Below are 22,762 nucleotides of genomic sequence, written 5' to 3'. Positions count from 1 at the left end.
CGGCCGCTCACAGCTTGCCGCCCCGCCCGCCCTCGCGCCGGGCGGGCGCGATGAGCGTCGACAGATAGGGCAGCGGCGCCCCGTCCAGCTCGTCCGCCGCCCGTACGGATTCCTCCGGCAGCCCCAGCGCCGACCCCCACACCGCGTCGTCCAGCCGCCCGCTCTCCCGCAGCGCCTCGGCCACCTCCGCCGCCTGCCGGCCGAACTTGTAGGCGACGACCGTGCCGGGCCCGTGCAACGCCTCCTTGAGCACGGCGGCCCCCGCGGTCACCGGCACCAGCGTCAACGGCTCGGTGCCCTCGGTCAGTACGGCCCCCGACCGCGCCGCGAGATCCTGCATGGCGGTGATCCCCGGCACGGTCTCCACGACGGTGCCCGGCACGAGCGCGCCCACGGTCTGCGCGAGGTAGGTGAAGGTCGAGTACACGTTTGGATCCCCGATGGTCGCGAAGGCAACGCTCGGGTACTCCCGCAGCAGCCCGGCAACCCGCTCCCCGGCCGCGTCCCAGGCCGCCTCGCGCCGCGCCCGGTCGGTGCGCTCGTTCAACGCGAACACGACCCGTACGACCCTCTCGGCGCCCACGTAGTGCAGCACGGTCGCCTCGGCCCGCCCGCGCTCGCCAGTGTCCATCACGGGTACGACGACGACATCGGCGGCCCGCAGCGCGTTCACACCCTTGACGGTCACCAGCTCGGGATCCCCGGGCCCGACCCCCACCCCGATCAGCCTGCTGCTCATGACGTCCGGCACCTCTCCACGAACCGACGGGCGACACCGGGCTCGGACGCCCAGTGCGTGTGCAGATAGCTCGCGTGCACACCGCGCTCCACAAATCCCTCGACGCGCCGCTCGGGCGCCCGCACACCCCAGGCCGGCGCCGCCCCGGCCCCCGGCTCCACGACCGTCCGGTGGAACTCGTGCCCCCGCATCCGCGTACCCGCCACGGCCAGCGCACTGTCGGACACGGCCACGGCGTCCCGGTAACCCAGGGTCAGCCGCTGCGACATCCGAGCGGACGCGTCCAGCACCCCGCACATCGGCAACCCGTCCAGCTCCCGGCACAGATACAGCAGCCCGGCACATTCGGCCGCGACGGGAGCACCGCTCACCACCAGCTCGGCGACGGACTTCCGCAGCCCGTCGTTGGCCGACAACTCAGCGGCGTACACCTCGGGAAACCCCCCACCGAGGACCAGCCCGCCCGTCCCCTCGGGCAGCTCCTCGTCCCGCAACGGATCAAAGACGACGACCTCGGCCCCGGCAGCGGCGAGCAGTTCGGAGTGCTCGGCATAGGAGAAGGTGAACGCAGCCCCACCGGCCAAGGCAACCTGCTTCTTCAGCCCGTCCGGCGCTTGAGGACGAGGCCGCAGGCCGACAGGGGGGTCTGGGGGCGCAGCCCCCAGGGACGGGACGGGAAGGGGCGGCGGGGGCGAAGAACCAAGAACCTCACCCGCATCCCAAGCCGCACAACCAAGCGCCCCCGCCCCCCGCGCCAGCCCGACCAACGCCTCCAGATCACACCCGTCGGCCACCTGCGCGGCCATCGCCGCAACCGCCTCCACCGCCCGCGAGCCCCGCTCGGCAACAGGAACCAGCCCAAGGTGCCGGGACGGCACATCGGCCTGTGGCGCCCGCCGCAACACCCCCAGCACCGGCACCCCGACGGAGTCCAACGCCTCCCGCAGCAGCACCTCGTGCCGGTCCGAGGCGACCTTGTTCAGGATCACGCCCCCGACCCGCACCTCCGGGTCCCAGCTCACGAACCCGTGCACCAGCGCCGCCACCGACCGCGACTGCGACGACGCGTCCACGACCAGCACGACCGGCGCCCGCAGCAGCTTGGCGACCTGGGCGGTGGACGCCAGTTCACCTTCGCCCGCGGCACCGTCGTACAGCCCCATCACGCCCTCGACCACGGCGATGTCGCACCCGCGCGCCCCGTGCAGGAACAGCGGCCCGACCAGCTCGGGCCCGCACAGGTACGCGTCGAGGTTGCGGCCCACCCGCCCGGTGGCGAGCGCGTGGTACCCGGGATCGATGTAGTCGGGCCCGACCTTGTGCGGCGACACGGCGAACCCGCGCCCCGCCAGCGCGGCCATCAACCCCGTGGCGACGGTGGTCTTGCCGCTGCCCGATGAGGGCGCGGCGACGACCAGCCTGGGGACGGAAGGGGTCACCACTCGATGCCCCTCTGCCCCTTCTGACCGGCATCCATCGGGTGCTTGACCTTGGACATGTCGGTGACGAGATCGGCGAACCCCACGAGGGTGTCGGGCGCGTTCCGCCCGGTGATCACGACATGCTGGGTCCCGGGCCGCTCACGCAGCACCGACACCACCTCGTCGGTGTCGACCCACCCCCAGTGCATCGGATACGCGAACTCGTCCAGCACGTAAAGCTTGTACGTCTCGGCGGCCAGGTCCCGCTTGACCTGCTCCCAGCCCTCCCGGGCCTTCTCCTCGTTGTCCATCTGCGCGTCGCGCTGAACCCAGGACCAGCCCTCGCCCATCTTGTGCCAGTCGACGCTGCCGCCCTCATCACTGGCACCGAGCACCCGCAGCGCGTTCTCCTCGCCGACCTTCCACTTGGCCGACTTGACGAACTGGAACACCCCGATCGGCCACCCCTGGTTCCAGGCGCGCAGCGCCAGCCCGAACGCGGCGGTGGACTTGCCCTTCCCGACGCCCGTGTGCACCACGACCAGCGGCCGGTTGCGCCGCTGCCGGGTGGTCAAACCGTCGTCCGGTACGACACTCGGCTGCCCCTTCGGCATTACGCGGCCCTCCTGCTGCCCTGAACGTCCTTGACCAGACCGGCGATCGAGTCCGCCCGCAACTCGTCCAGCGTCACCGCCGTACCGCCCAGCTCACCGGCGAGCTGCCCGGCGAGCCCCAGCCGCACCGGCCCCGACTCGCAGTCCACGACCACCGAGGCGACCCCCTCGGCCGCGAACAGCCGCGCCGCACGCCCCGACAGCGCCACCGGCTCAGGACCGCCCGTTGCCCGGCCGTCCGTCACGACGACCAGCAGCGGCCGACGAGCCGGATCCCGCAACCGCTCTACACGCAACACCTCGTGGGCGCGCAGCAGCCCGGCCGCGAGCGGCGTACGGCCACCGGTCGGCAACGACTCCAGCCGGGCGGCGGCCGCGTCCACCGAGGACGTCGGCGGCAGCGCCACATCAGCGGCCGAACCCCGGAAGGTCACCAGCCCCACCTTGTCCCGCCGCTGATAGGCGTCCAGCAGGAGCGACAGCACGGCGCCCTTCACCGCGCTCATCCGCTGCCGCGCGGCCATCGACCCGGAGGCGTCGACGACGAAAAGCACGAGGTTGGATTCGCGACCTTCACGCACCGCTTGCCTCAGATCGTCCCGGCGCACCACGAGCCCGGGCCCGCGGCGCCCCCGCGTCCGCTGGTGCGGCGCCGCAGCCCGCACGGTGGCCGCCAGATGCAGCTTCGTCAGCGCACCTCGCGGACGCCGGTCGCCCGTGGTCCGCCCCTGCTCGGCCCGCGCCCGCGAACGACGTCCGGCAGCTCCCTGTCCAAGCCCGGGCACGCTGAGCACTTTGGTCCGGAACGGCTCAGCAGCGCGCGCGGGAGACCGCTCGCCGGTACCGCCGGAAGGTTGGGGTTCGCCGCCCTCCCCGGCCTCGGGCCGCGCGGCGGTGTCGCCCTGGGGCGCGTCATCGGGCTCGGGCTGCCCACCGGGACCGCCGCCGGGACCCGGGTCCGGATCGTCCTCGCCCTCATCCCCGTTCTGCCCGCTGAACTCCTCCAGCGTCTCGTCCAGCTTGTCCTCGTCCAGCCCCGGGGCGTCGAACGGATTGCGCCGCCGCCGGTGGGGCAGCGCGAGCAACGCGGCCTGCCGCACATCCTCCGCGAGCACGTCCGTCCGCCCGGCCCAGGCCGCCAGCGCGGTCGCCGTGCGCGCCATGACGATGTCGGCCCGCATGCCGTCCACCTCGAAGGCCGCGCACGTCGCCGCGATCTGCCGCAGCGCCCCGTCGCCCAGGCGCACCGACGGCAGCAGCTCTCGCGCCGCCACGATCCGCGCCCGTACGGCGGCCTCCTCGTCGGCCCAGCGCGCGGCGAAACCGCCCGGATCGTCGTCGTAGGCCAGTCGGCGCCGCACGACCTCGACCCGCTGGTCGGCCTCGCGCGAGGCGGCGACCTCGACGGTGAGCCCGAACCGGTCGAGCAGTTGTGGCCTCAGTTCCCCCTCTTCCGGATTCATGGTCCCGACAAGCAGGAACTTCGAGGCGTGCCGCACGGACACGCCCTCACGCTCGACGTAGGAGGCACCCATCGCGGCGGCGTCCAACAGCAGGTCCACGAGGTGGTCGTGGAGCAGGTTGACCTCGTCGACGTACAGGATCCCGCGGTGTGCGTCGGCCAGCAGCCCCGGCTCGAAGGCCTTCACGCCCTCCGCCAGCGCCCGCTCGATGTCCAGCGCGCCCACCAGCCGGTCCTCGGAGGCGCCGACGGGCAGCTCGACCATGCGAGCCGGGCGCGAGGCGAACGCACCCGGCTCGTGCGGGCCGTCCGGGCAGCCCGGGTCGGGGGAGTCGGGGGCACAGGAGAAGCGGCACCCGGAGACGACGTCCACCTCCGGCATCAGCGCCGACAGCGCCCGCACGGCCGTGCTTTTCGCGGTGCCCTTCTCACCACGAACCAGCACACCGCCGACGGCCGGGCTGACCGCATTCAGAAGCAGGGCCAGGCGGAGGTCTTCCTGTCCGACCAGGGCGGTGAAGGGATAGGGCGTGCTCACGCGGTGATCACTCCTTCGAGGGAATCGTGCCAAGACCACTCGCGGCGGGGCCACAGAGCCGTCATGGTCGAGGCATGCTCCCCGCCGACGCGGGGATGGTCCTGCCGTGTCGCCAGCGGTAGGCGGTGTGCTGGTGTGCTCCCCGCACTCGCGGGGATTTCCAGGGAGATCACGCGTCTCCCTCCAGATCTCCCTCAAGCTCGAGGTAGGTCGCCCGGAGCCGGTCCAGGGTTTCCTGGTCCGGCTCAGCCCACAGGCCGCGGTCGGACGCCTCCAGTAGTCTTTCCGTGATGCCGCGCAAGGCCCACGGGTTGGACTTCTTCATGAAGTCCCTGTTCTCCGCGTCGAAGACGTACTCGACGCTGAGCTTCTCGTACATCCAGTCGTCCACGACCCCGGCCGTGGCGTCGTACCCGAAGAGGTAGTCCACGGTGGCCGCCATCTCGAAGGCACCCTTGTAGCCGTGCCGCCGCATGGCCGCCATCCACCGTGGATTGACGACCCGCGCGCGGAAGACCCGGTGCGTCTCCTCGCCCAAGGTGCGCGTCTTCACCTGGTCCGGCGTGGCGGAGTCACCCACGTACGCCTCCGGGCTCTCACCCGTCAGATGGCGCACCATCGCCACCATGCCGCCGTGGTACTGGAAGTAGTCGTCGGCGTCGACGAGGTCGTGCTCACGCGTATCGACGTTCTTCGCCGCCACCGCGATCCGCCGGAACGCCGTCTCCATGTCGCCGCGCGCCGCCCGTCCGTCGAGCCCGCGCCCGTAGGCGTAACCGCCCCACACCGCGTACACCTCGGCGAGGTCCGCGTCGCTGCGCCAGTTGCGGGCGTCGATCAGCGGCAGCAGACCGGCGCCGTACGCGCCCGGCTTGGAGCCGAAGATGCGGGAGGTCGCCCGGCGCCGGTCGCCGTGTTCCGCCGCGTCCTCCTCCACATGCGCCCGCACGTAGTTGGACTCGGCGGGCTCGTCCAGCTCCGCCACCGCCCGTACCGCGTCGTCGATCAGCCCCACCACGTGCGGGAACGCGTCCCGGAAGAAGCCCGAGATGCGCACCGTGACGTCGACGCGCGGCCGGCCCAGCTCCGCCACCGGCACCACCTCGAAGCCCGTCACCCGGCGCGACGCGTCGTCCCACACCGGACGGCAGCCCAGCAGCGCGAGGATCTCCGCGATGTCGTCACCCTGGGTGCGCATCGCCGACGTACCCCACACCGTGAGGCCGACGGACTTCGGGTACTCACCCGTGTCCTGCAGATACCGCTGCACCAGCGACTCCGCCAGCGACTGCCCGACCTCCCAGCTCAGCCGGGACGGAATCGCCTTGGGGTCGACGGAGTAGAAGTTCCGCCCGGTCGGAAGCACGTTGACCAGCCCGCGCGTGGGCGAACCCGACGGTCCCGCCGGAACGTAACCCCCGTCCAGCGCCCGCAGGATGTGCCCGATCTCGTCCGTCGTACGGGCGAGCCGCGGCACGACCTCCGCGCAGGCGAACTCCAGCACCGCGACCGCGGCGGGCAGTTCGGCGCCCAGCACCTCCCGTGCCAGGCCCGGTACGGCCGCCCGGTCCCAGTCCCGCGCCTCCATCCCCTCCGCGACCCGCCGGCAGAGCTGCTCCAGCAGGTCGACCGCGTCGGCCGCCGACCGCGCCGGACCGTCCACCAGCTCCGTCAGCTCCACCGGCACCTTCACCGGGGCGCCCGGCTCGGCCAGCAACTCCTTCTCCACCAGCCCGAAGTGCTCCGCAAACGAGGCCCGCAGCCCCGGCAGCGCGTTCGCCTGTCCGCCCCACACCTGCGAGGCGCGCAGCACCGCAAGCACCAGGTTGACGCGCGGCTCGCCGACCGGGCCGCCGCCCAGGATGTGCAGGCCGTCGCGGATCTGCACGTCCTTGATCTCGCACAGATAGCCGTCGATGTGCATGACGAACTCGTCGAACGCCTCGTCGTCCGGCTGGTCGTCCACGTGCAGGTCGTGATGCAGCTCGGCCGCCTTGACCAGAGTCCAGATCTGCGCGCGGACGGCCGGCACCTTAGTCGGGTCCAGGTCGGAGACGAGCGCGTACTCGTCGAGCAACTGCTCCAGCTTGGCCAGGTCGCCGTAGGTGTCGGCGCGCGCCATCGGCGGGACGAGGTGGTCGACCACCGTGGCGTGCCCGCGCCGCTTGGCCTGGGTGCCCTCGCCCGGGTCGTTGACGATGAACGGGTAGATCAGCGGCAGGTCGCCCAGTACGGCGTCGGGCGCGCAGCCGCCGCTCAGTCCGAGGCCCTTGCCCGGCAGCCACTCCATCGTGCCGTGCTTGCCCATGTGCACGATCGCGTCGACGCCGAAACTGTTCTCCAGCCAGCGGTACGCGGCCATGTAGTGGTGCGACGGCGGCATGTCCGGGTCGTGGTAGATCGCGATCGGGTTCTCGCCGAAGCCGCGCGGCGGCTGGATCATGACCACGACGTTCCCGAACTGGAGCGACGCGAGCACGATGTCGTCCCCGTCCACGTACAGCGAACCCGGCGGCTCGCCCCACGCCTCCCGCATGCCGTCGCGCAGTTCCGGGTCCAGCTTCTCGAACCACGCCCGGTAGTCGGCCAGCGGCACCCGCGCGGGCGCGGCGGCCAGTTGGTCCTCCGTCAGCCACTCCACGTCGTGACCGCCGGCCTCGATGAGCCGGTGGATCAACTCGTCGCCGCCGGACGGGTACTCGGTGAGGGAGTACCCCGCGTCCCGCAGCGCGTCCAGGACGCGGATCGCGGACGCCGGGGTGTCGAGGCCGACCGCGTTGCCGACCCGGGAGTGCTTGGTCGGATACGCCGTGAAGACCAGCGCGAGCTTCTTGTCGGCGTTCGCCTTGTGCCCGAGCGCCGCGTGCCGCACGGCGATCCCGGCGACGCGGCCGGCCCGCCCGGGGTCGGCGACGTACACCGGCACGTCGTCCGGCCCCTGCTCCTTGAAGGAGAACGGCACCGTGATCAGCCGTCCGTCGAACTCCGGGATGGCCACCTGCATCGCCGCGTCCATGGGGGAGAGCGCGGCGGCGGAGGCCTCCCAGGCGGCCCGGGAGGAGGTCAGGCAGAGACCTTGCAGCACCGGGATGTTCAGGTCGGCCAGCGTCCCGATGTCCCAGGCCTCCTCGTCGCCGCCCGCCGACGCCTGCGAGGCGTGCGTGCCGCCGGCCGCGAGGACGGTGGCGACCAGGGCGTCGGCCCGGCCCAGCAGCTCGTACAGCCCGGGGTCCGCGCCGCGCAGCGAACCGCAGTACACGGGCAGCGCGTTGGCGCCGCGCGCCTCGATCGCGTCGCACAGCGTGTCGACGAAGGCGGTGTTGCCGCTGAGCTGGTGGGCGCGGTAGAAGAGCACGCCGACCGTCGGGCGGCCCCCCACGATCGTCCGCTCGCCGTGGACGCCGTACTCCGGCATCTTCCGCGGCTCGTCGAAGCCCTCGCCGGTCAGCAGCACCGTGTCCGACAGGAACCGGGCGAGCTGGGTGAGGTTGTCGTGGCCGCCCTCGACGAGATAGCGCAGGGCCTCGGCCACCACCCCGGCCGGCACCGACGACTCGGCCATCAGCTCCGCGTCCGGCACGCTCTCGCCGCCGAGCAGCACGGTGGGGATTCCGGACGCCTTCAGCGCGGCCAGCCCGTCCTCCCAGGCGCGCTTGCCGCCGAGCAGGCGCACGACGGCGAGGTCCGCGCCCTCGACCAGCCCCGGCAGTTCCTGCGTCACGTCGACCCGGGTCGGGTTGCCGATCCGGTAGGCGGCCCGAGACGCACGGGCCGCCAGCAGATCCGTGTCGGCGGTCGACAACAACAACACTGTGCTCATGCGGGCGCTCCCGGTGGAATGAAGGGCAGTCCTTGTGGCGCGCCGGACTCGATGAGCCGCCACAGCGCGTCGGTGTCCGCGTGGTGTTCGATCAGGTCGCCGAGCCGGTCGAGCTGCTCCTCGCGCAGCGCGGCGAAGGAGGTGTCGGGCGCCGGCACGAAGCGGCGGCCCGCGGCGGCGGCCACCTCGCGCAGGAACGCCCGCCGGAAGCCGTCCGACTCCAGCGAACCGTGCCAGTGCGTGCCCCAGGTCCGGCCGACCCGGCAGCCGTCCAAGAAGGCTTCCCCCGCATGGATTTCGGCGACCCCGTGGTGGATCTCGTACCCCTCGACGCGTTCGCCGAGGGCCTCGCCCACCGGGCGCGTGAGGGTCTTCTCGCGGGCGAACCGCACCCGCACGGGCAGCAGCCCGAGCCCGTCCACGTGCCCGGCGCGCGACTCCACCTCGTCCTCGATGTGCTCGCCGAGAAGCTGGAAACCGCCGCAGATCCCGAGCACGGGCCGGTCCTCGGCCACCCTGCGGGCGATCGCGTCCGCGAGCCGCCGCTCCCGGAGCCACTCCAGCGCCCGTACCGTCCCGCGCGTCCCCGGCACGATCACCAGGTCGGCGTCGGCCAGCTCCTCGGGCCGGTCCACGAACCGCACCACGACGCCCGGTTCGGCGGCCAGCGCGTCCACGTCCGTGAAGTTGGACATCAGCGGGACGGCGCAGACGGCGACCCGCAGCACGTCCTCGCCGACCGGCGGGGCGACGGCCGACTCCCGCACCGTCCCCCGCAGGGAGACGCGCAGCCCGTCCTCCTCGTCGATGCCGAGACCGTGCTGGAAGGGCAGGACGCCGTACGTCCGCCGTCCGGTGAGGCCGTGCAGCATGTCCAGCCCCGGCTCCAGCAGGGTTGCGTCGCCACGGAACTTGTTGACGAGGAACCCGGCGACCAGCGCCTGGTCCTCGGGCGCCAGCAGCGCCACCGTGCCGAAGAAGGAGGCGAAGACGCCCCCGCGGTCGATGTCGCCGACGACCAGGACGGGGAGCCGGGCGCCCCGGGCGATCCCCATGTTCACGATGTCGGTGCGGCGCAGGTTGATCTCGGCGGGACTGCCCGCTCCCTCGCAGATCACCGCGTCGTACGTGCCGCGCAGCTCGGCCAGGGAGTCGAGCACCGTGCCGAGCAACCGCTCCTGGCGCCCGCCGTGGTAGCCGCGCGCGCTCATCTCGCCGACCGGCCTGCCGAGCAGCACGACCTGGCTGCTGCGCTCCCCGCCGGGCTTGAGCAGCACCGGGTTCATGTGCGCGGTCGGCTCCACGCGGCAGGCCTGGGCCTGCATGGCCTGCGCCCGGCCGATCTCGGCGCCCTCGCGGGTCACGAAGGAGTTGAGCGACATGTTCTGCGCCTTGAAGGGCGCGACCTTGACGCCCTGGCGCACCAGCCAGCGGCAGATCCCGGCGGTGACGACGCTCTTGCCGGCGTCGGAGGTGGTGCCGGCGACGAGGAGGCCACCGTTCATGACGTACGTCCTTTCCCGACGGCCAGGTGCTTCCTGACGGCCAGGTGCGTCCCGGCAGCCAGGCGCTTCCCGGCGGCCCCGCGCACGAGCAGCCGCGCGCCCGCGCACACGCCCAGCGCCAGCCAGCCCACGCGCCGGGAGAGGCGTACCGCCCGGTCGATGTCGCCGCAACCGGCCCGGACCGCGCGTCCCGCCGCCCCGTTGAGGACGGGCCGGTGCTCGACGCGCCCGCCGTAGGACAGCGTCCCGCCGAGCCGCACGCCCAGGGCGCCCGCGAACGAGGCCTCCACGGGCCCGGCGTTGGGGCTCGGGTGCCGTGGCGCGTCCGCGCGCCAGGCTCGTGCCGCGCCCCGCGGATCGCCGCCGGCGACGATGGTCAGGACGGCGGTCAGGCGGGCGCCCGGCCAGCCCGCGAGGTCGTCGAGGCGGGCCGAGGCCCAGCCGTAGCGGCGGTACTTGGGGGACTTGTGGCCGACCATGGCGTCCAGCGTGTTGACGGCCCGGAAGCCGAGCAGCCCCGGCACCCCGCCGGCGGCGCCCCACACCAGGGCGCCCACGACCGCGTCCGAGGTGTTCTCGGCGACGGACTCCACGACGGCCCGCGCGATCCCGTCGGCGTCCAGTGCCTGCGGGTCCCGCCCGCACAGGTGCGGCAGCCGCGCCCGCGCCGCCTCGACGTCGCCCGCCTCCAGGGCCCGCCCGATGGCACCCGCCTCGCGGGCCAGCGAAGTGCCGCCCACCACGGCCCAGGTGGCCGCGCCGGTCAGCGCGACGGAGGCGGCGGGGGAGCGGCGTACGGCCTGCGCGGCGGCCGAGCCGAGGGCGGCGGCGCCACCGGCGCACACGACGGTGTGCAGCGCGCCCCACCCCCGGTGGTCCCGCCACAGCACCCGTTCCACGGCACCGGCGGCACGGCCGAACACGGCGACCGGGTGTCCGCGGCGCGGATCGCCGAGAAGGAGGTCGCCGAGAAGGCCGGCGGCGGCGCCGTACGCGAAGACGCGTCCGGCACGCATGGGCTCAGCCGGTCACACGGTCAGGGACGCCAGGGAAGTCAGGGACGCCAGGGAAGTACCTGGTACTCAACGTCGATCGGCAGCCGGGCATCGCGTCATGTCCTCACTCAGGGTGTCCACGCCCTGGTTCGAAGAGTCCGGCGGTGAGAGTTCCTGGCTCCCGAGGGTCCTGTTCCCCGGTCACAGTGGCGGGACCGCGCCGGATTCGCACCGGGCTTCCTCTCCTGCCGCCGTAGATGGCCTCGGAAGTCCACCACGGCCCGCGAACACCCGTCAACCTGGCGTTGACCTGCGACGGGGGAGTGTGCGAAGGCCCACACACGGGTGGTATGCGCCGGCACACGCGAAGGCGGGGCGCGGGACGGTTCGAGTCCGTCCGGCGCCCCGCCTCACGGGTGCGCGGTGGTCAGGCGACGACGATCAGGTGGATCAGGCGACGATCAGGTAGATCCCGTACGCCACGGCCGCCGCGCAGGCCGCGAAGCACGCGTACGCGCCGGTGACCGCGAGGCCCGCGGAGCCGCCCTGGGCGACGGCCCGCTCCTGACGGGAGAGGCCGACGATGCCGAGGGTGAACAGGCCCACCAGGGCCACCGTGACCACGAGGCTGATGCCGAAGACGGAGCCGAGTGCTGCCCAGTCGATGCTCATGGAGGTTCGCTTTCTTCGTACCCGGTGCGCGGGTTCAGACGGTGGTGGCGGCCGACGGGGCCTTGGGGTCGGGGGTGGTGGCCGGGGCCGGGACGGTGGCCGCCAGGTCCTCGGTCACGCCCTCGCTCACGTCCTCGGTCACGCCCACGGGGGGCGGCGATACGGCGGCCATCGCCGTGGTGACCACACCGGCCGGCTCGGACTGCCCGGCCCCCTCGGCGTCGGTGTCGGGGTCGGCGCCGACGACGTGGGTGTGGTCGACGACCTCGCGGCGGGAGATCCGCCAGATCGCGAAGCTGGACGCGATCAGGAAGACCGCGACGAGGGCCGTGCCCCAGTCGCCGAGGCGGCACACCCACTCGGCGAGCGCCGCGACCAGGGCGGCAGCCGGCAGCGTCAGACCCCAGGCGACGAACATCCGGGTGGCCGTGGACCAGCGGACCACGCCGCCCTTGCGGCCGAGGCCCGCGCCCATCACCGCGCCGGAGACCGAGTGCGTGGTGGACAGGGAGAAGCCGAGGTGGGAGGAGGCCAGAATGACCGTGGCGGCACTGGTCTGGGCGGCGAAGCCCTGCTGCGGCTGGAGGTCGGTCAGCCCCTTGCCCATGGTGCGGATGATGCGCCAGCCGCCGAGGTAGGTGCCGAGCGCGATGGCCAGGCCCGCGCCCAGGATGACCCACACCGGCGGGTCGGAGTCGGGGGCGAGCGAGCCGCCGGCGATCAGGGCGAGGGTGATGATGCCCATCGTCTTCTGCGCGTCGTTGGTGCCGTGGGCCAGCGAGACCAGACCGGCGGAGGCGATCTGCCCGGCGCGGTAGCCCTTCTTGGCGGCCTTGCCGTCGGCCTTGCGGCCCAGCGAGTACGTCATCCGGGACGCGAGCATCGCCGCGAGACCGGCCACGATCGGGGCGGCGATCGCCGGGAGGAGCACCTTGGTGACGAGCACGTCACCGTTGACCGCGCCGATGCCCGCCGAGGCGACGGCGGCACCGATCAGACCGCCCATCAGGGCGTGCGAGGAGCTGGACGGGAGCCCGACCAGCCAGGTCATGAGGTTCCAGAGGATCGCGCCGACCAGGGCGGCGAAGATGACCTCGGGACGGATGCCGGTCTCGTCGACGAGACCCTTGGAGATCGTGTTGGCGACCTCCACCGAGAGGAAGGCGCCTACAAGGTTGAGGACGGCGGACATCGCCACCGCCACCTTGGGCTTGAGCGCACCGGTCGAAATGGTCGTTGCCATCGCGTTCGCGGTGTCGTGGAAACCGTTCGTGAAATCAAACGCGAGTGCGGTTACCACCACAATCGCGAGGATCAGCGAGAAGCTTTCCATTTACCCAGGCAATCGTTCGAGGTCATTGGCTGGACGAACCTAGGTAACCAGAGTGAACGGAAGATGAACTGAGCAGGGCTTCACGGTGACCGGAACCGGTGTCGGCGGCTCCCTCTGCGTGCCCGGTCCGGTGCTCTCCGGAGACGTCCCTGGCAGGATCGCCGCGAGGCCGTGCGGCGGCGGGACGTGAGGGGCGCGGAGGTGCCCGTGAGGAGACGGTGACTGTGACGCGATCGCGGGTCGGACGGGTGGGCGGAGCGGCAGGGGAACGGGCCGCGACGGCCTGGGAGGAACTCGTCGCGACGGCCCGGCGGACGGTCGCGGACGGGCTGGTGGTCGGCACCTCCGGCAACGTCTCGGTGCGCGTCGGCGACACGGTCCTGGTCACCCCGTCGGGGGTGCCCTACGACCGACTGGCCCCGGACGACATGACCGGCGTGGACCTCGACGGACGGCAGGTGCTCGGCACGCTGGTCCCCACCAGCGAACTGCCCATGCACCTCGCCGTGTACCGCGCCGACACCGGCGCCCGGGCCGTCGTCCACACCCACGCCGTGCACGCGACGGCGGTCTCGCTGCTCGTCCCCGAACTCCCGCCGGTCCACTACATGACCGCCGCGCTCGGCGGCCCCGTCCGGGTCGCCCCGTACGCGGCCTACGGCAGCGACGAACTCGCCCGTGCCATGCTCGACGCCCTCACCGGCCGCACCGGCTGCCTGCTCCAGAACCACGGCACGGTCACCTACGGCACCTCCCTCGACCAGGCCTACGACCGCACCGCCCAGTTGGAGTGGATGTGCCGCCTGTGGCTGACGGCCTCCTCCGTGCCGGGCCGGTCCCCGTCGCTCCTGACGGAGACCCAACTTGCGGAGGTGACGGAACGGCTCCGCGGATACGGGCAGCGGACCGACGAACGGGACGGGTCCTGACCCGGGCAACACGCGAAGGCACGGCCCCCGGGCAACACGCGACGCATGACCCGGGCAACACGCGAGGCACGACCCGTACTTGCGGTGGCCCCCGGCGGCCGCCCGCGGTCGGCGGAGCGCGTACCCGGCGGGTTCGGGGGTACCGGCAGCGAGAGCGACCCATGGCTCACGGCCCGGCGGGCGTTCCCGGCAGGCGCCCTCGGCGGGGCGTCGTCACCCCCTGTCACCCGCCCACTGGCCGCCCGAGGACTCCACCAGGAGACTGGCCCCATGCGCACTGTCACAGCAACGGCAGCCGCCGTCACCGCAGCTCTCGCGGCCGGTGCGGCGAGCGTCGCCGCCGGTCGGCTCGCCAGCGACGCCGCGCTCAAGGCGCCCCCCGGCCGGCCCCTGCCGACCGAACCCCGCCTCACCGTGCACGGCACCGCCGCCGGGCAGATCACCCTCACCCGGGATCTGGCCGCGCTGCGCCCCGGCCGGTACGGGCTCGCAGGCGACGGCTCCCACGCGGTCGTCGGCCCGGTCCTCGACAGCGCCCAGCACGGCGCCGACACCGTCGTACGCCGCCTCGAACGTGTCACGCACGGCACCCTCGACGCCGGTGACCGGGCGTGGTTCACCCCGAACCTGTACGTGGGAAACCCGGGGACCGCCCTCGACCTCGAGTTCACGGACGTCGAGGTCCCCGGCGAACTCGGCCCCCTCCCGGCCTGGTTCCTGCCCGGCGCCCGGCCGACCTGGATCATCGCCGTGCACGGCCTGGCCGCCACCCGCGAACACGCCCTGAACCTGATCGCCCCCCTGCACGGTCGGAACGTCCCGGTACTCGCCCTCGCCTACCGCGGCGACGTCGGCGCACCGCCCTCGCCCGACGGCCTGCACCACTTCGGCGAGACCGAATGGCGCGACGTGGACGCGGCCGTCCGCTACGCCGTCGACCACGGCGCCCGCCAGGTGGTCCTGCTCGGCTGGTCCACCGGCGCCACCATGGCCCTGCGCGCCGCCGCGCTCTCTGGCGTGCGCGAGCGCATCGCGGGCCTCGTCCTGGACTCCCCGGTCCTCAGTTGGGAGACCACCCTGCGCGCCCTCGCCGCCGCCCGCCGCACCCCGGGCATGTTCCTGCCGCTCGCCGTCCGTGCCGCGCAGGGCCGCGCCGGGCTGCACGCCGACCGGGACGTGGGCACGGCGGGCCTGCACCGCCCGGCGGTCCCCACCCTGATCTTCCACGGCCCCGGCGACGCGGTGGCCCCCTGGCGCCTGTCCCGCCGCCTCGCCGACACCCACCCGCGCCTGGTCGCTCTCCACACCGTCCAGGACGCCCCGCACGGCGCCATGTGGAACGCCGATCCCGCGGACTACGAAGAGACCCTGCGCCGCTTCATGACCCCCTTGGTGTGACTCCCGGAGCGACCCCGGCGCGCCCCCGTTCCATCCCCCGTTCCATCCACCGCTCCACCGCGCGTCCCCAGGTTCCGTTTAGCGCCGTACCACTGGCCGGTTCCGGTGCCCCGACAGCGCGTCCGGACCCCGCGTTCGCCGTCTCGGAGGGCCGCCGGGGCATTCCGTTTGGGTTTTCGGACCGTCAACCGGAAGACTGCACCCGTGACGTCCCGTATTCCGCGCGACTCCAGGCTTCGACTCGTCCGCCCGCGACCCCTGGCCGCCGCCCCCCCAGCGATGAATCAACGGCGTCCGCGCCGCGCCGCGCCGCGCCCCCCGGAAGGCACACCGGCCCGGTCGGAGCTGGCCGGAATGGCACGCTCCGGCCTGGCCGACGCTGCCCGTGTCGCCCGCTGGGCCGACTCCGCACTCGGCCCCGGCCGGGGCAGCGCGACCGCCGACGGCAAGGCCACCCTGTCCGACGCGACCGCCGACCACGCGGCCCGCGAACTGGGCCTGACCGGTGCCAAGGTCCGCGCCGACTGGGACACCGCGCGCCTCGCCGGACTGGTCGAGGTGCACGGCGACACCGCCCGCCCCGGCTGGCGGCTGCGCGCCTGGAACCGCGACGACAGCGCCGTGCTGCGCGGCTGGGTCGCCCTCTTCGACGCCTGGTCGCTCGCCCACCCTGAACCCGCCGAGGAGCACGCGGTCGTCGCCGAGGTCGTCTCCGCGATGCCCCAGGTGCTCTCCTTCCTCCAGCTCTCCGCCGGACCCGTCCCCGTGGCGCAGCTTCTGGACCTGCTGGAGCAGCGCGTCACCGAACTGCGCACCGAGCGCTGCGAGGTGCCCTACGGCCCCCGGCTCGAGCCCGGCACCCCGCAGGCTCCGCCGCCCCCGGAGGTGACCGCCGACACCCCCCTCGCCCCCCTCCTCGAATGGGCTCTGCACGCCCTCGCCTCCGTCGGCGCCCTCACTTGCGGCGACGGCCACGCCACGCTCACCCCGCTGGGTAGCTGGGCGGTCTGGGTCAAGCTGGAGCAGATCTGCGTCGCGGCACAGAGCCCCGCCGGCAACATCGAGCAGTCGGCCGAGGGCATGCTCCGCGGCTGCGCCCAGCTCCGTCCCAACGCCGCCCGCGCCGAATACCGCGCCTGGCTCGCCGCCCGCCCCGTCGGCAGCGCCGTCGCCGAGCTGCTCGCCGCCGCCCGCGGCGAGGACGCCCTGCTGCGCGGCCTCGCCTTCGAAGCCCTGCGCGTCGTCGGCGCCCCCGCCGAGCCCGACGTCAGCGGCGTGGTCGACGAGCCGACGCTGCGGCCGTACGCCCTGCTGTGGCTCGCCGAGCACGACGGCGCCGACCCGGAGGACGCCCATGAGGTGCTCACCCGCCGGGAGGCCACCTGGCTGTGGGTCGACACCGCCGCCGCCGTCGCCGACCACGGGGAGGCCCCGCTGCTCGTGCGGCACCTGGAATCGGCGGTACAGCCCACCGTCCCGGCCCTGCTCGACGAGGTCCGCGCCGTCGGCCACCCCCGCACCGTGCAGGTCCTGGTCGCCCTCGCCGCCGCACACCCCGACCCCGCCCTGGCCAGGGCGGTCCGCAGGGCGGCCTTCCAGGTCCACACGGGGGGTAGCTGACCGGACCGGTGACCGGTGGCCGCCGGAGACTACCCGCGCACCTCCGGCGCGTACGTCCCGAAGCTCCAGATGTTGCCCTCCAGGTCACGGGCCATGTAGTCCCGCGAGCCGTAGTCCTGGTCCGTCGGGGGCATCAGGATCTCCGCGCCGTGTTCGACGGCCCGCCGGTGATGGGCGTCGACGTCCGCCACCACGACGTACACCCCGGTCGTGCTCCCGTCCTTCATCGCCTCGTCGAAGCGGCCGCCCGTGCCCTGCGAGCCGAGCATGACCGCGCCATTGCCCTGGGCCAGCTCGGCGTGGGCCACCGAGCCGTCCTCGCCCTCGTACACCGCGAGTTCGGTGAAGCCGAAGGCCTGGGTGAGCTGCCGGATCGCCGCCTTGGCGTCCGCGTACCGCAGCGTCGGGTAGACGCTCGGGCGTCCGTCGTCGTTGCCTGCCATGCCGATCACTCCCTTGTGAGCCGGTGGTCGATGGTCGGTGGTCGATGGACCTGTTTGTCCAGTCTTGCACCGGCCACTGACAACGCTCGCGATCCGCGTTCCCGAACACGGGAGGAAAAGCGGTTGCACGGCGCCGTTAGACTGGCCCCATGGCCATTCTCCTCGTGCACTAGACGGCGGGAACCTCCACAGCCGCCCATCCCGCCTCCCACCCGCCCCAGGAGTCTGACCGTGATCTCCGCCTCCGGCATCGAGCTGCGCGCCGGTGCCCGCGTTCTCATCGAAAGCGCCACCTTCCGCGTCGCCAAGGGCGACCGCATCGGCCTGGTCGGCCGCAACGGCGCAGGCAAGACCACCCTCACCAAGGTCCTCGCCGGTGAGGGCCAGCCCGCCGGCGGTGCCGTCACCCGCTCCGGCGAGGTCGGCTACCTCCCGCAGGACCCGCGCACCGGCGACCTCGACGTGCTCGCCCGCGACCGCATCCTGTCCGCCCGCGGCCTGGACACCCTGATCCGCAAGATGCGGGAGAACGAGCAGCGCATCGCCAACGGTCAGGGCTCCACCCGTGAGAAGGCGCTCAGGCAGTACGAGCGCCAGGAGACCGAGTTCCTCACCAAGGGCGGCTACTCCGCCGAGGCCGAGGCCGCCACCATCGCCGCCGCGCTCAACCTGCCCGACCGGGTGCTCGGCCAGCCCCTGCACACGCTCTCCGGCGGTCAGCGCCGCCGCATCGAGCTGGCCCGGATCCTGTTCTCGGACGCGGACACCCTGCTGCTCGACGAGCCGACCAACCACCTCGACGCCGACTCGATCGTCTGGCTGCGCGACTACCTGAGGACCTACCGCGGCGGCTTCATCGTGATCTCCCACGACGCCGACCTGGTCGAGACGGTCGTCAACAAGGTGTTCTACCTGGACGCCAACCGCTCCCAGATCGATGTCTACAACATGGGCTGGAGGCTCTACCAGCAGCAGCGCGAGGCCGACGAGAAGCGCCGCAAGCGGGAGCGGCAGAACGCGGAGAAGAAGGCGTCCGCGCTGCATTCGCAGGCCGACAAGATGCGCGCCAAGGCCACCAAGACCGTCGCCGCGCAGAACATGGCCCGCCGGGCGGACAAGCTGCTGGCCGGCCTGGAGGCCGAGCGGAAGTCCGACAAGGTCGCCAAGCTGCGCTTCCCCGAGCCCTCCCCGTGCGGCAAGACCCCGCTCATGGCCGAGGGGCTGTCGAAGTCGTACGGATCGCTGGAGATCTTCACCGACGTCGACCTGGCCATCGACAAGGGCTCGCGCGTCGTCATCCTCGGCCTCAACGGCGCGGGCAAGACGACCCTGCTCCGCCTCCTCGGCGGCGCCGAGAAACCCGACACCGGCGAGGTCATCGAGGGGCACGGTCTCAAGCTCGGCTACTACGCGCAGGAGCACGAGACCCTCGACCCCGAGCGCACCGTCCTGGAGAACATGCGCTCGGCCAACCCCGACCTCGACCTCGTAGAGGTCCGCAAGACCCTGGGCTCGTTCCTGTTCCCCGGCGACGACGTCGACAAGCCCGCCGGTGTCCTGTCCGGCGGCGAGAAGACCCGCCTCGCGCTGGCCATCCTCGTGGTGTCCTCGGCGAACGTGCTGCTCCTGGACGAGCCCACCAACAACCTCGACCCGGCCAGCCGTGAGGAGATCCTCGGCGCGCTGCGCACCTACAAGGGCGCCGTCGTCCTGGTCACCCACGACGAGGGCGCCGTCGAGGCGCTCCAGCCGGAACGGATCATTCTGCTTCCGGACGGCGTCGAGGACCTGTGGGGCGCCGACTACGCGGATCTCGTCGCTCTCGCTTGATCGAATGGATGATCCACTGGTGATGGATCATTCGGCCGATCCGTGATCCACCATCTGTGTGAGATCTCCTCATCAAGAGGTGTGTCCTACATCGATTTCGCGGCCGGGCCCCCATTGCCGGGGGTCCCGGCCGTGACGCCTTTCTGACCTGGAATTTCGTGGAGAAACCCGTTCGGCGGTACGGCCGAGATTCTCTGGAATCGCGGATTCCGTATGTGGGGACGCGCTCCTGTCGTCACAACCTTGTCTCATCGACCTTGCCGAATGGGTGGCCATGAGGGCCTGGAGGGGTGATCATGAGGAGACCAGAGCGCACTTCCCATGAGGAGGCACGGGTGGCCGAGACTCTGAAGAAGGGCAGCCGGGTTACCGGCGCCGCGCGCGACAAGCTCGCGGCAGACCTGAAGAAGAAGTACGACGCCGGTGCGAGCATCCGGGCGTTGGCCGAGGAAACCGGCCGCTCGTATGGCTTTGTGCACCGCATGCTCAGCGAGTCGGGCGTCACGCTCCGAGGGCGTGGCGGGGCTACCCGGGGCAAAAAGGCCACATCGGCCTGATGTCCCGGGCGGCCCCTCGGCTCCGAAAGTGACGGTGGCCACCCGGTCGGTCGTCCGACCGTCCGGGTGGTTACTGTGCAGTCACTTAGCCCTGCCGTCGCACGGCGCACCATCCGGCGCGCGGCGGGGACGACGACCGCACCTTTCGGAGGCGCCCCATGGCTTCGCCCGCCCACGACCCCGGTCCCGCACTCGACCAGGACGGCGTGCGGCTCACCGTCGACGACGCGATCGCCACGGTGACGCTGACCAACCCCGCCAAGCGCAACGCGCAGAGCCCCGCTCTGTGGCGGGCGCTCGCCGAGGCCGGCCGGCTGCTGCCCGGCTCCGTCAGGGTCGTGGTGCTGCGGGCCGAGGGCAGGTCCTTCTCGGCCGGGCTCGACCGGCAGGCGTTCACGCCCGAGGGCTTCGACGGCGAACCGTCGTTCATCGACCTCGCGCGGGGCGGCGACGCCGAGCTGGACGCGACCATCGCCGAGTACCAGGACGCGTTCACCTGGTGGCGTCGCGGCGACCTCGTGTCGGTCGCGGCCGTGCAGGGGCATGCCATCGGGGCGGGCTTCCAGCTAGCCCTCGCCTGTGACCTGCGGGTCGTCGCGGACGACGTGCAGTTCGCCATGCGTGAGACCAGCCTGGGCCTCGTACCGGACCTGACGGGCACCCATCCCCTGGTGTCGCTGATCGGATACGCCCGCGCGCTGGAGATCTGCGCGACCGGGCGCTTCGTCACGGCCGAGGAGGCCGTGAACACCGGCCTGGCCAACGTCGCCGTGCCCGCGGACCAGCTCGACGGCACCGTGCACGACCTGGTGTCCGCGATCCTGGCCGCACCGCGCGACGCGGTCGTCGAGACCAAGGCGCTGCTCCAGGGCGCCCAGAACCGCGACTACGAGGCCCAGCGCGCCGCCGAACGCGCCGCGCAGGGCCGCAGGCTGCGAGACCTGGCCGGCCTCGGCGAGTAGCCCGGCCCCGCCCGGCACCGCGACCGACGCGGACAGCGCCCCTCGCCTCCCGACACGCCAACCGACGAGCCCGGCCCGAACACCGCGCCCCGGGCCCGATGCGACGCCGCGCGGGTGCCGCGGCCGGTGTGGACGGCGGGCCTTGGCTTCGGGCGCGTCGGCCGACGAGCCGTGGCCCGGATGTCGCGTTCCGGGGCTGGTGCGATGCCCGGGCGGGTGCCGTGGCCGGTGTGGAGGGTGGGTCTTGGCTTCGGGCGCGTCGGCCGGGGAGGCTTGGTCCGGATGTCGCGTTCCGGGGCTGGTGCGATGCCCGGGCGGGTGCCGTGGCCGGTGTGGACGGGGGCCGTGGCTTCCGGTGCACCGGCCGACGAGCCCGGTCCGGATGCCGGGTCCCGGGGCCGGTGTGACGCCTGGGCGTCGGCGCTGCGGTGCCGGTGGCGGAGGTGCTGCGGCTCGCCCGTTGCGCCGATGCCGACGCCGTCCACGGCTTCATTGGCGACGGCATACGGGCCCGCGTCCCCGGAGGGTGGGGCACAGGTGCGTACCGTCGTGTCGGTCTGCCGGGCCGGGGGCGGACTGCTGCGTCCCCGGCCCGTTCAGTCGACCGCAGTCACCACCACCGCCACCGACGGGCGGTCCGGCAGGACCTCGGACACCGCTGCGCGGACCTGCCGGGCCACCTCGACGGCCCGGTGGTCCGCGTCCACCGCCAGCTCGACCCGGACATGGCGGCGCGGCAGGGCCCGCTCCCGCTGCAGCGGCTCCGTCACATGGACCGGACGGCCCAGGACGCCCGTCAGCCGCGCCACACCAGGCACCGCCAGCGCGACCCCCGCGATGCGCCCCGCGTCCGCGTCGGCGTGCCCCGGCCCCTGCCCGGCATCCGGGTCCGGCGGTCGCGGGTCCCGGCCGGGGGCGGTGCTCGGGGCCGCGTCCAGCAGGCCGGTCACCCGCAGGTCCACGTCCGGCACCGCGAGACCGAGCCGCTCGGCCGCCGCGTCCGCCAGCGCGGCACGCAGACGTGCGGCCGTCGCAGGCAGCGGCTCCGCGGCGAGCCCGGCCGTCGCCGCGAAGTCGGCCGTCACCCGCAGCGGCCCCGGCGGCAGCGCGCCCGGAGGAGGCGGTACCGCGGGTTCGTGCGTGACCTCCGGGTCCGCGAGCCCGACCCGCAGGTCGCCGGGCCGGACACCCGACACGCCCCGCGCCGCGGCCAGCAGCACCTCCCGCGCCGCACGTTCGGCGATCCACGCGCCGTCTCGCGGACCGCCCAGCGGCAGCAGCCTGCCGAGACCCAACTGCTCCCGCACCGCGCGCGTCCACCGGTCCGCCGTCGTCATTCCTCCAGCCTGCCGCATCCGTGGCGCGCGGGCCCGCAACCCGACCTAACGTGGTTACAGGACTACGACCGGAAGGGACGTACGGCGATGAGCGACATGGAGAGCCACCGGACCGGGCAGGACACGATCGAGACCCCCGGGACGGCCAAGGGACAGACGATTCGACGCGGCGGCGGCGACCCCGGCACCCGTGGACGCACCACGATCGCCGACGGCGTCGTGGAGAAGATCACCGGAATGGCGGCACGCGACGTCGCCGGTGTGCACGCCATGGGCAGCGGGATGTCGCGCACCTTCGGCGCCGTGCGCGACCGGGTGCCCGGCGGCACCAAGTCCGGGGTGTCGCGCGGAGTGAAGGCCGAGGTGGGTGAGAAGCAGACCGCCCTCGACCTGGAGATCGTCGTCGAGTACGGCGTGTCGATCGCGGACGTCGCCCGGGACGTGCGGGAGAACGTGGTGGCGGCGGTGGAGCGGATGACCGGCCTGGAGGTCGTCGAGGTCAACATCGCGGTGAGCGACGTGAAGCTGCCCGACGAGGAGGACGAGGAGCCGGAGCCCCGGATCAAGTGACCCGGACGGCGACCGGG

General features: G+C 73.1%; 18 protein-coding genes and 1 riboswitch. Of the genes, 7 read left to right on the top strand and 11 right to left on the bottom strand.

All coding sequences use genetic code 11. The features are described 5' to 3' along the window. Window positions 1–7: 7 nt before the first annotated feature. The 9 genes from cobI to KUM40_RS03680 form a co-directional block, all read right to left on the bottom strand. Window positions 8–739: a precorrin-2 C(20)-methyltransferase gene (cobI, locus tag KUM40_RS03720; protein WP_217162760.1), complete on the bottom strand. Its 732-nt coding sequence runs from the start codon at window positions 737–739 to the stop codon at window positions 8–10. Next, window positions 736–2,178, bottom strand: coding sequence for a cobyrinate a,c-diamide synthase (locus tag KUM40_RS03715; protein WP_374227336.1), 1,443 nt, complete (start codon window positions 2,176–2,178; stop codon window positions 736–738). Before KUM40_RS03715 ends, cobI begins: the two co-directional genes overlap by 4 nt. Continuing rightward, window positions 2,175–2,774, bottom strand: a complete 600-nt coding sequence (gene cobO, locus KUM40_RS03710; protein ID WP_217162758.1) for a cob(I)yrinic acid a,c-diamide adenosyltransferase — start codon at window positions 2,772–2,774, stop codon at window positions 2,175–2,177. Before cobO ends, KUM40_RS03715 begins: the two co-directional genes overlap by 4 nt. Then, window positions 2,774–4,774 (bottom strand): putative cobaltochelatase, encoded by a 2,001-nt coding sequence (locus tag KUM40_RS03705; protein ID WP_217162757.1) that lies wholly within the window; start codon window positions 4,772–4,774, stop codon window positions 2,774–2,776. The genes cobO and KUM40_RS03705 overlap by 1 nt, the downstream gene beginning before the upstream one ends. A 169-nt stretch (window positions 4,775–4,943) precedes the next feature. Beyond that, window positions 4,944–8,594, bottom strand: a complete 3,651-nt coding sequence (gene cobN / locus KUM40_RS03700; RefSeq protein ID WP_217162755.1) for a cobaltochelatase subunit CobN — start codon at window positions 8,592–8,594, stop codon at window positions 4,944–4,946. Further along, window positions 8,591–10,099 (bottom strand): cobyric acid synthase, encoded by a 1,509-nt coding sequence (locus KUM40_RS03695; protein ID WP_217162753.1) that lies wholly within the window; start codon window positions 10,097–10,099, stop codon window positions 8,591–8,593. Before KUM40_RS03695 ends, cobN begins: the two co-directional genes overlap by 4 nt. Then, window positions 10,096–11,115, bottom strand: coding sequence for a cobalamin biosynthesis protein (locus KUM40_RS03690; RefSeq protein WP_254394492.1), 1,020 nt, complete (start codon window positions 11,113–11,115; stop codon window positions 10,096–10,098). Before KUM40_RS03690 ends, KUM40_RS03695 begins: the two co-directional genes overlap by 4 nt. A gap of 126 nt (window positions 11,116–11,241) precedes the next feature. Further along, window positions 11,242–11,386, bottom strand: a riboswitch (cobalamin riboswitch). 158 nt (window positions 11,387–11,544) lie between these two features. Continuing rightward, the gene (locus KUM40_RS03685; RefSeq protein ID WP_217162751.1) at window positions 11,545–11,766 is read right to left on the bottom strand and encodes a hypothetical protein; all 222 of its coding nucleotides are present in this window, start codon (window positions 11,764–11,766) and stop codon (window positions 11,545–11,547) included. Window positions 11,767–11,800: 34 nt separating this feature from the next. Continuing rightward, a complete protein-coding gene (locus KUM40_RS03680) occupies window positions 11,801–13,099 on the bottom strand; it encodes an inorganic phosphate transporter (protein ID WP_217162749.1) in 1,299 nt (432 codons plus the stop codon). 224 nt (window positions 13,100–13,323) lie between these two features. Between KUM40_RS03680 and KUM40_RS03675 the strand changes: the two genes are divergently transcribed. From KUM40_RS03675 to KUM40_RS03665, 3 genes are all read left to right on the top strand, one after another. Continuing rightward, window positions 13,324–14,028 (top strand): class II aldolase/adducin family protein, encoded by a 705-nt coding sequence (locus KUM40_RS03675; protein WP_308401055.1) that lies wholly within the window; start codon window positions 13,324–13,326, stop codon window positions 14,026–14,028. A gap of 270 nt (window positions 14,029–14,298) precedes the next feature. Then, the gene (locus KUM40_RS03670; RefSeq protein ID WP_217162747.1) at window positions 14,299–15,426 is read left to right on the top strand and encodes a S9 family peptidase; all 1,128 of its coding nucleotides are present in this window, start codon (window positions 14,299–14,301) and stop codon (window positions 15,424–15,426) included. Between the two features lie 204 nt (window positions 15,427–15,630). Continuing rightward, the gene (locus KUM40_RS03665; protein ID WP_217162745.1) at window positions 15,631–17,046 is read left to right on the top strand and encodes a hypothetical protein; all 1,416 of its coding nucleotides are present in this window, start codon (window positions 15,631–15,633) and stop codon (window positions 17,044–17,046) included. 29 nt (window positions 17,047–17,075) lie between these two features. On the opposite strand, the gene KUM40_RS03660 is transcribed toward KUM40_RS03665, so the two are convergent. Further along, window positions 17,076–17,489: a VOC family protein gene (locus tag KUM40_RS03660; RefSeq protein ID WP_217162743.1), complete on the bottom strand. Its 414-nt coding sequence runs from the start codon at window positions 17,487–17,489 to the stop codon at window positions 17,076–17,078. A 231-nt stretch (window positions 17,490–17,720) separates the two neighbouring features. Here KUM40_RS03660 and KUM40_RS03655 point away from each other — a divergent pair, with 231 nt between their 5' ends. From KUM40_RS03655 to KUM40_RS03645, 3 genes are all read left to right on the top strand, one after another. Further along, window positions 17,721–19,319 (top strand): ABC-F family ATP-binding cassette domain-containing protein, encoded by a 1,599-nt coding sequence (locus KUM40_RS03655; RefSeq protein ID WP_217162741.1) that lies wholly within the window; start codon window positions 17,721–17,723, stop codon window positions 19,317–19,319. A 335-nt stretch (window positions 19,320–19,654) separates the two neighbouring features. After that, window positions 19,655–19,876 carry a helix-turn-helix domain-containing protein gene (locus tag KUM40_RS03650; protein ID WP_003976983.1) on the top strand — a complete coding sequence of 74 codons (222 nt, stop codon included), beginning with the start codon at window positions 19,655–19,657 and terminating at the stop codon, window positions 19,874–19,876. Window positions 19,877–20,034: 158 nt separating this feature from the next. Beyond that, on the top strand, window positions 20,035–20,838 hold the full coding sequence (locus tag KUM40_RS03645) for an enoyl-CoA hydratase/isomerase family protein (RefSeq protein WP_217162739.1): 804 nt from the start codon (window positions 20,035–20,037) through the stop codon (window positions 20,836–20,838). A gap of 596 nt (window positions 20,839–21,434) precedes the next feature. Here KUM40_RS03645 and KUM40_RS03640 read toward each other — a convergent pair. Further along, entirely contained in the window at window positions 21,435–22,175 is a 741-nt protein-coding gene (locus tag KUM40_RS03640) for a nucleopolyhedrovirus P10 family protein (protein WP_217162736.1), read from the bottom strand. 87 nt (window positions 22,176–22,262) lie between these two features. Here KUM40_RS03640 and KUM40_RS03635 point away from each other — a divergent pair, with 87 nt between their 5' ends. Continuing rightward, the gene (locus tag KUM40_RS03635; RefSeq protein WP_217162734.1) at window positions 22,263–22,745 is read left to right on the top strand and encodes an Asp23/Gls24 family envelope stress response protein; all 483 of its coding nucleotides are present in this window, start codon (window positions 22,263–22,265) and stop codon (window positions 22,743–22,745) included. Window positions 22,746–22,762 lie beyond the last annotated feature (17 nt).

Origin of the sequence: Streptomyces sp. AC512_CC834 (assembly GCF_019049325.1) — a bacterium.
Taxonomy (GTDB): Bacteria; Actinomycetota; Actinomycetes; order Streptomycetales; family Streptomycetaceae; genus Streptomyces.
Note: the sequence above shows the minus strand (reverse complement) of the source record. Positions and strands in the feature narration are given on the sequence as shown.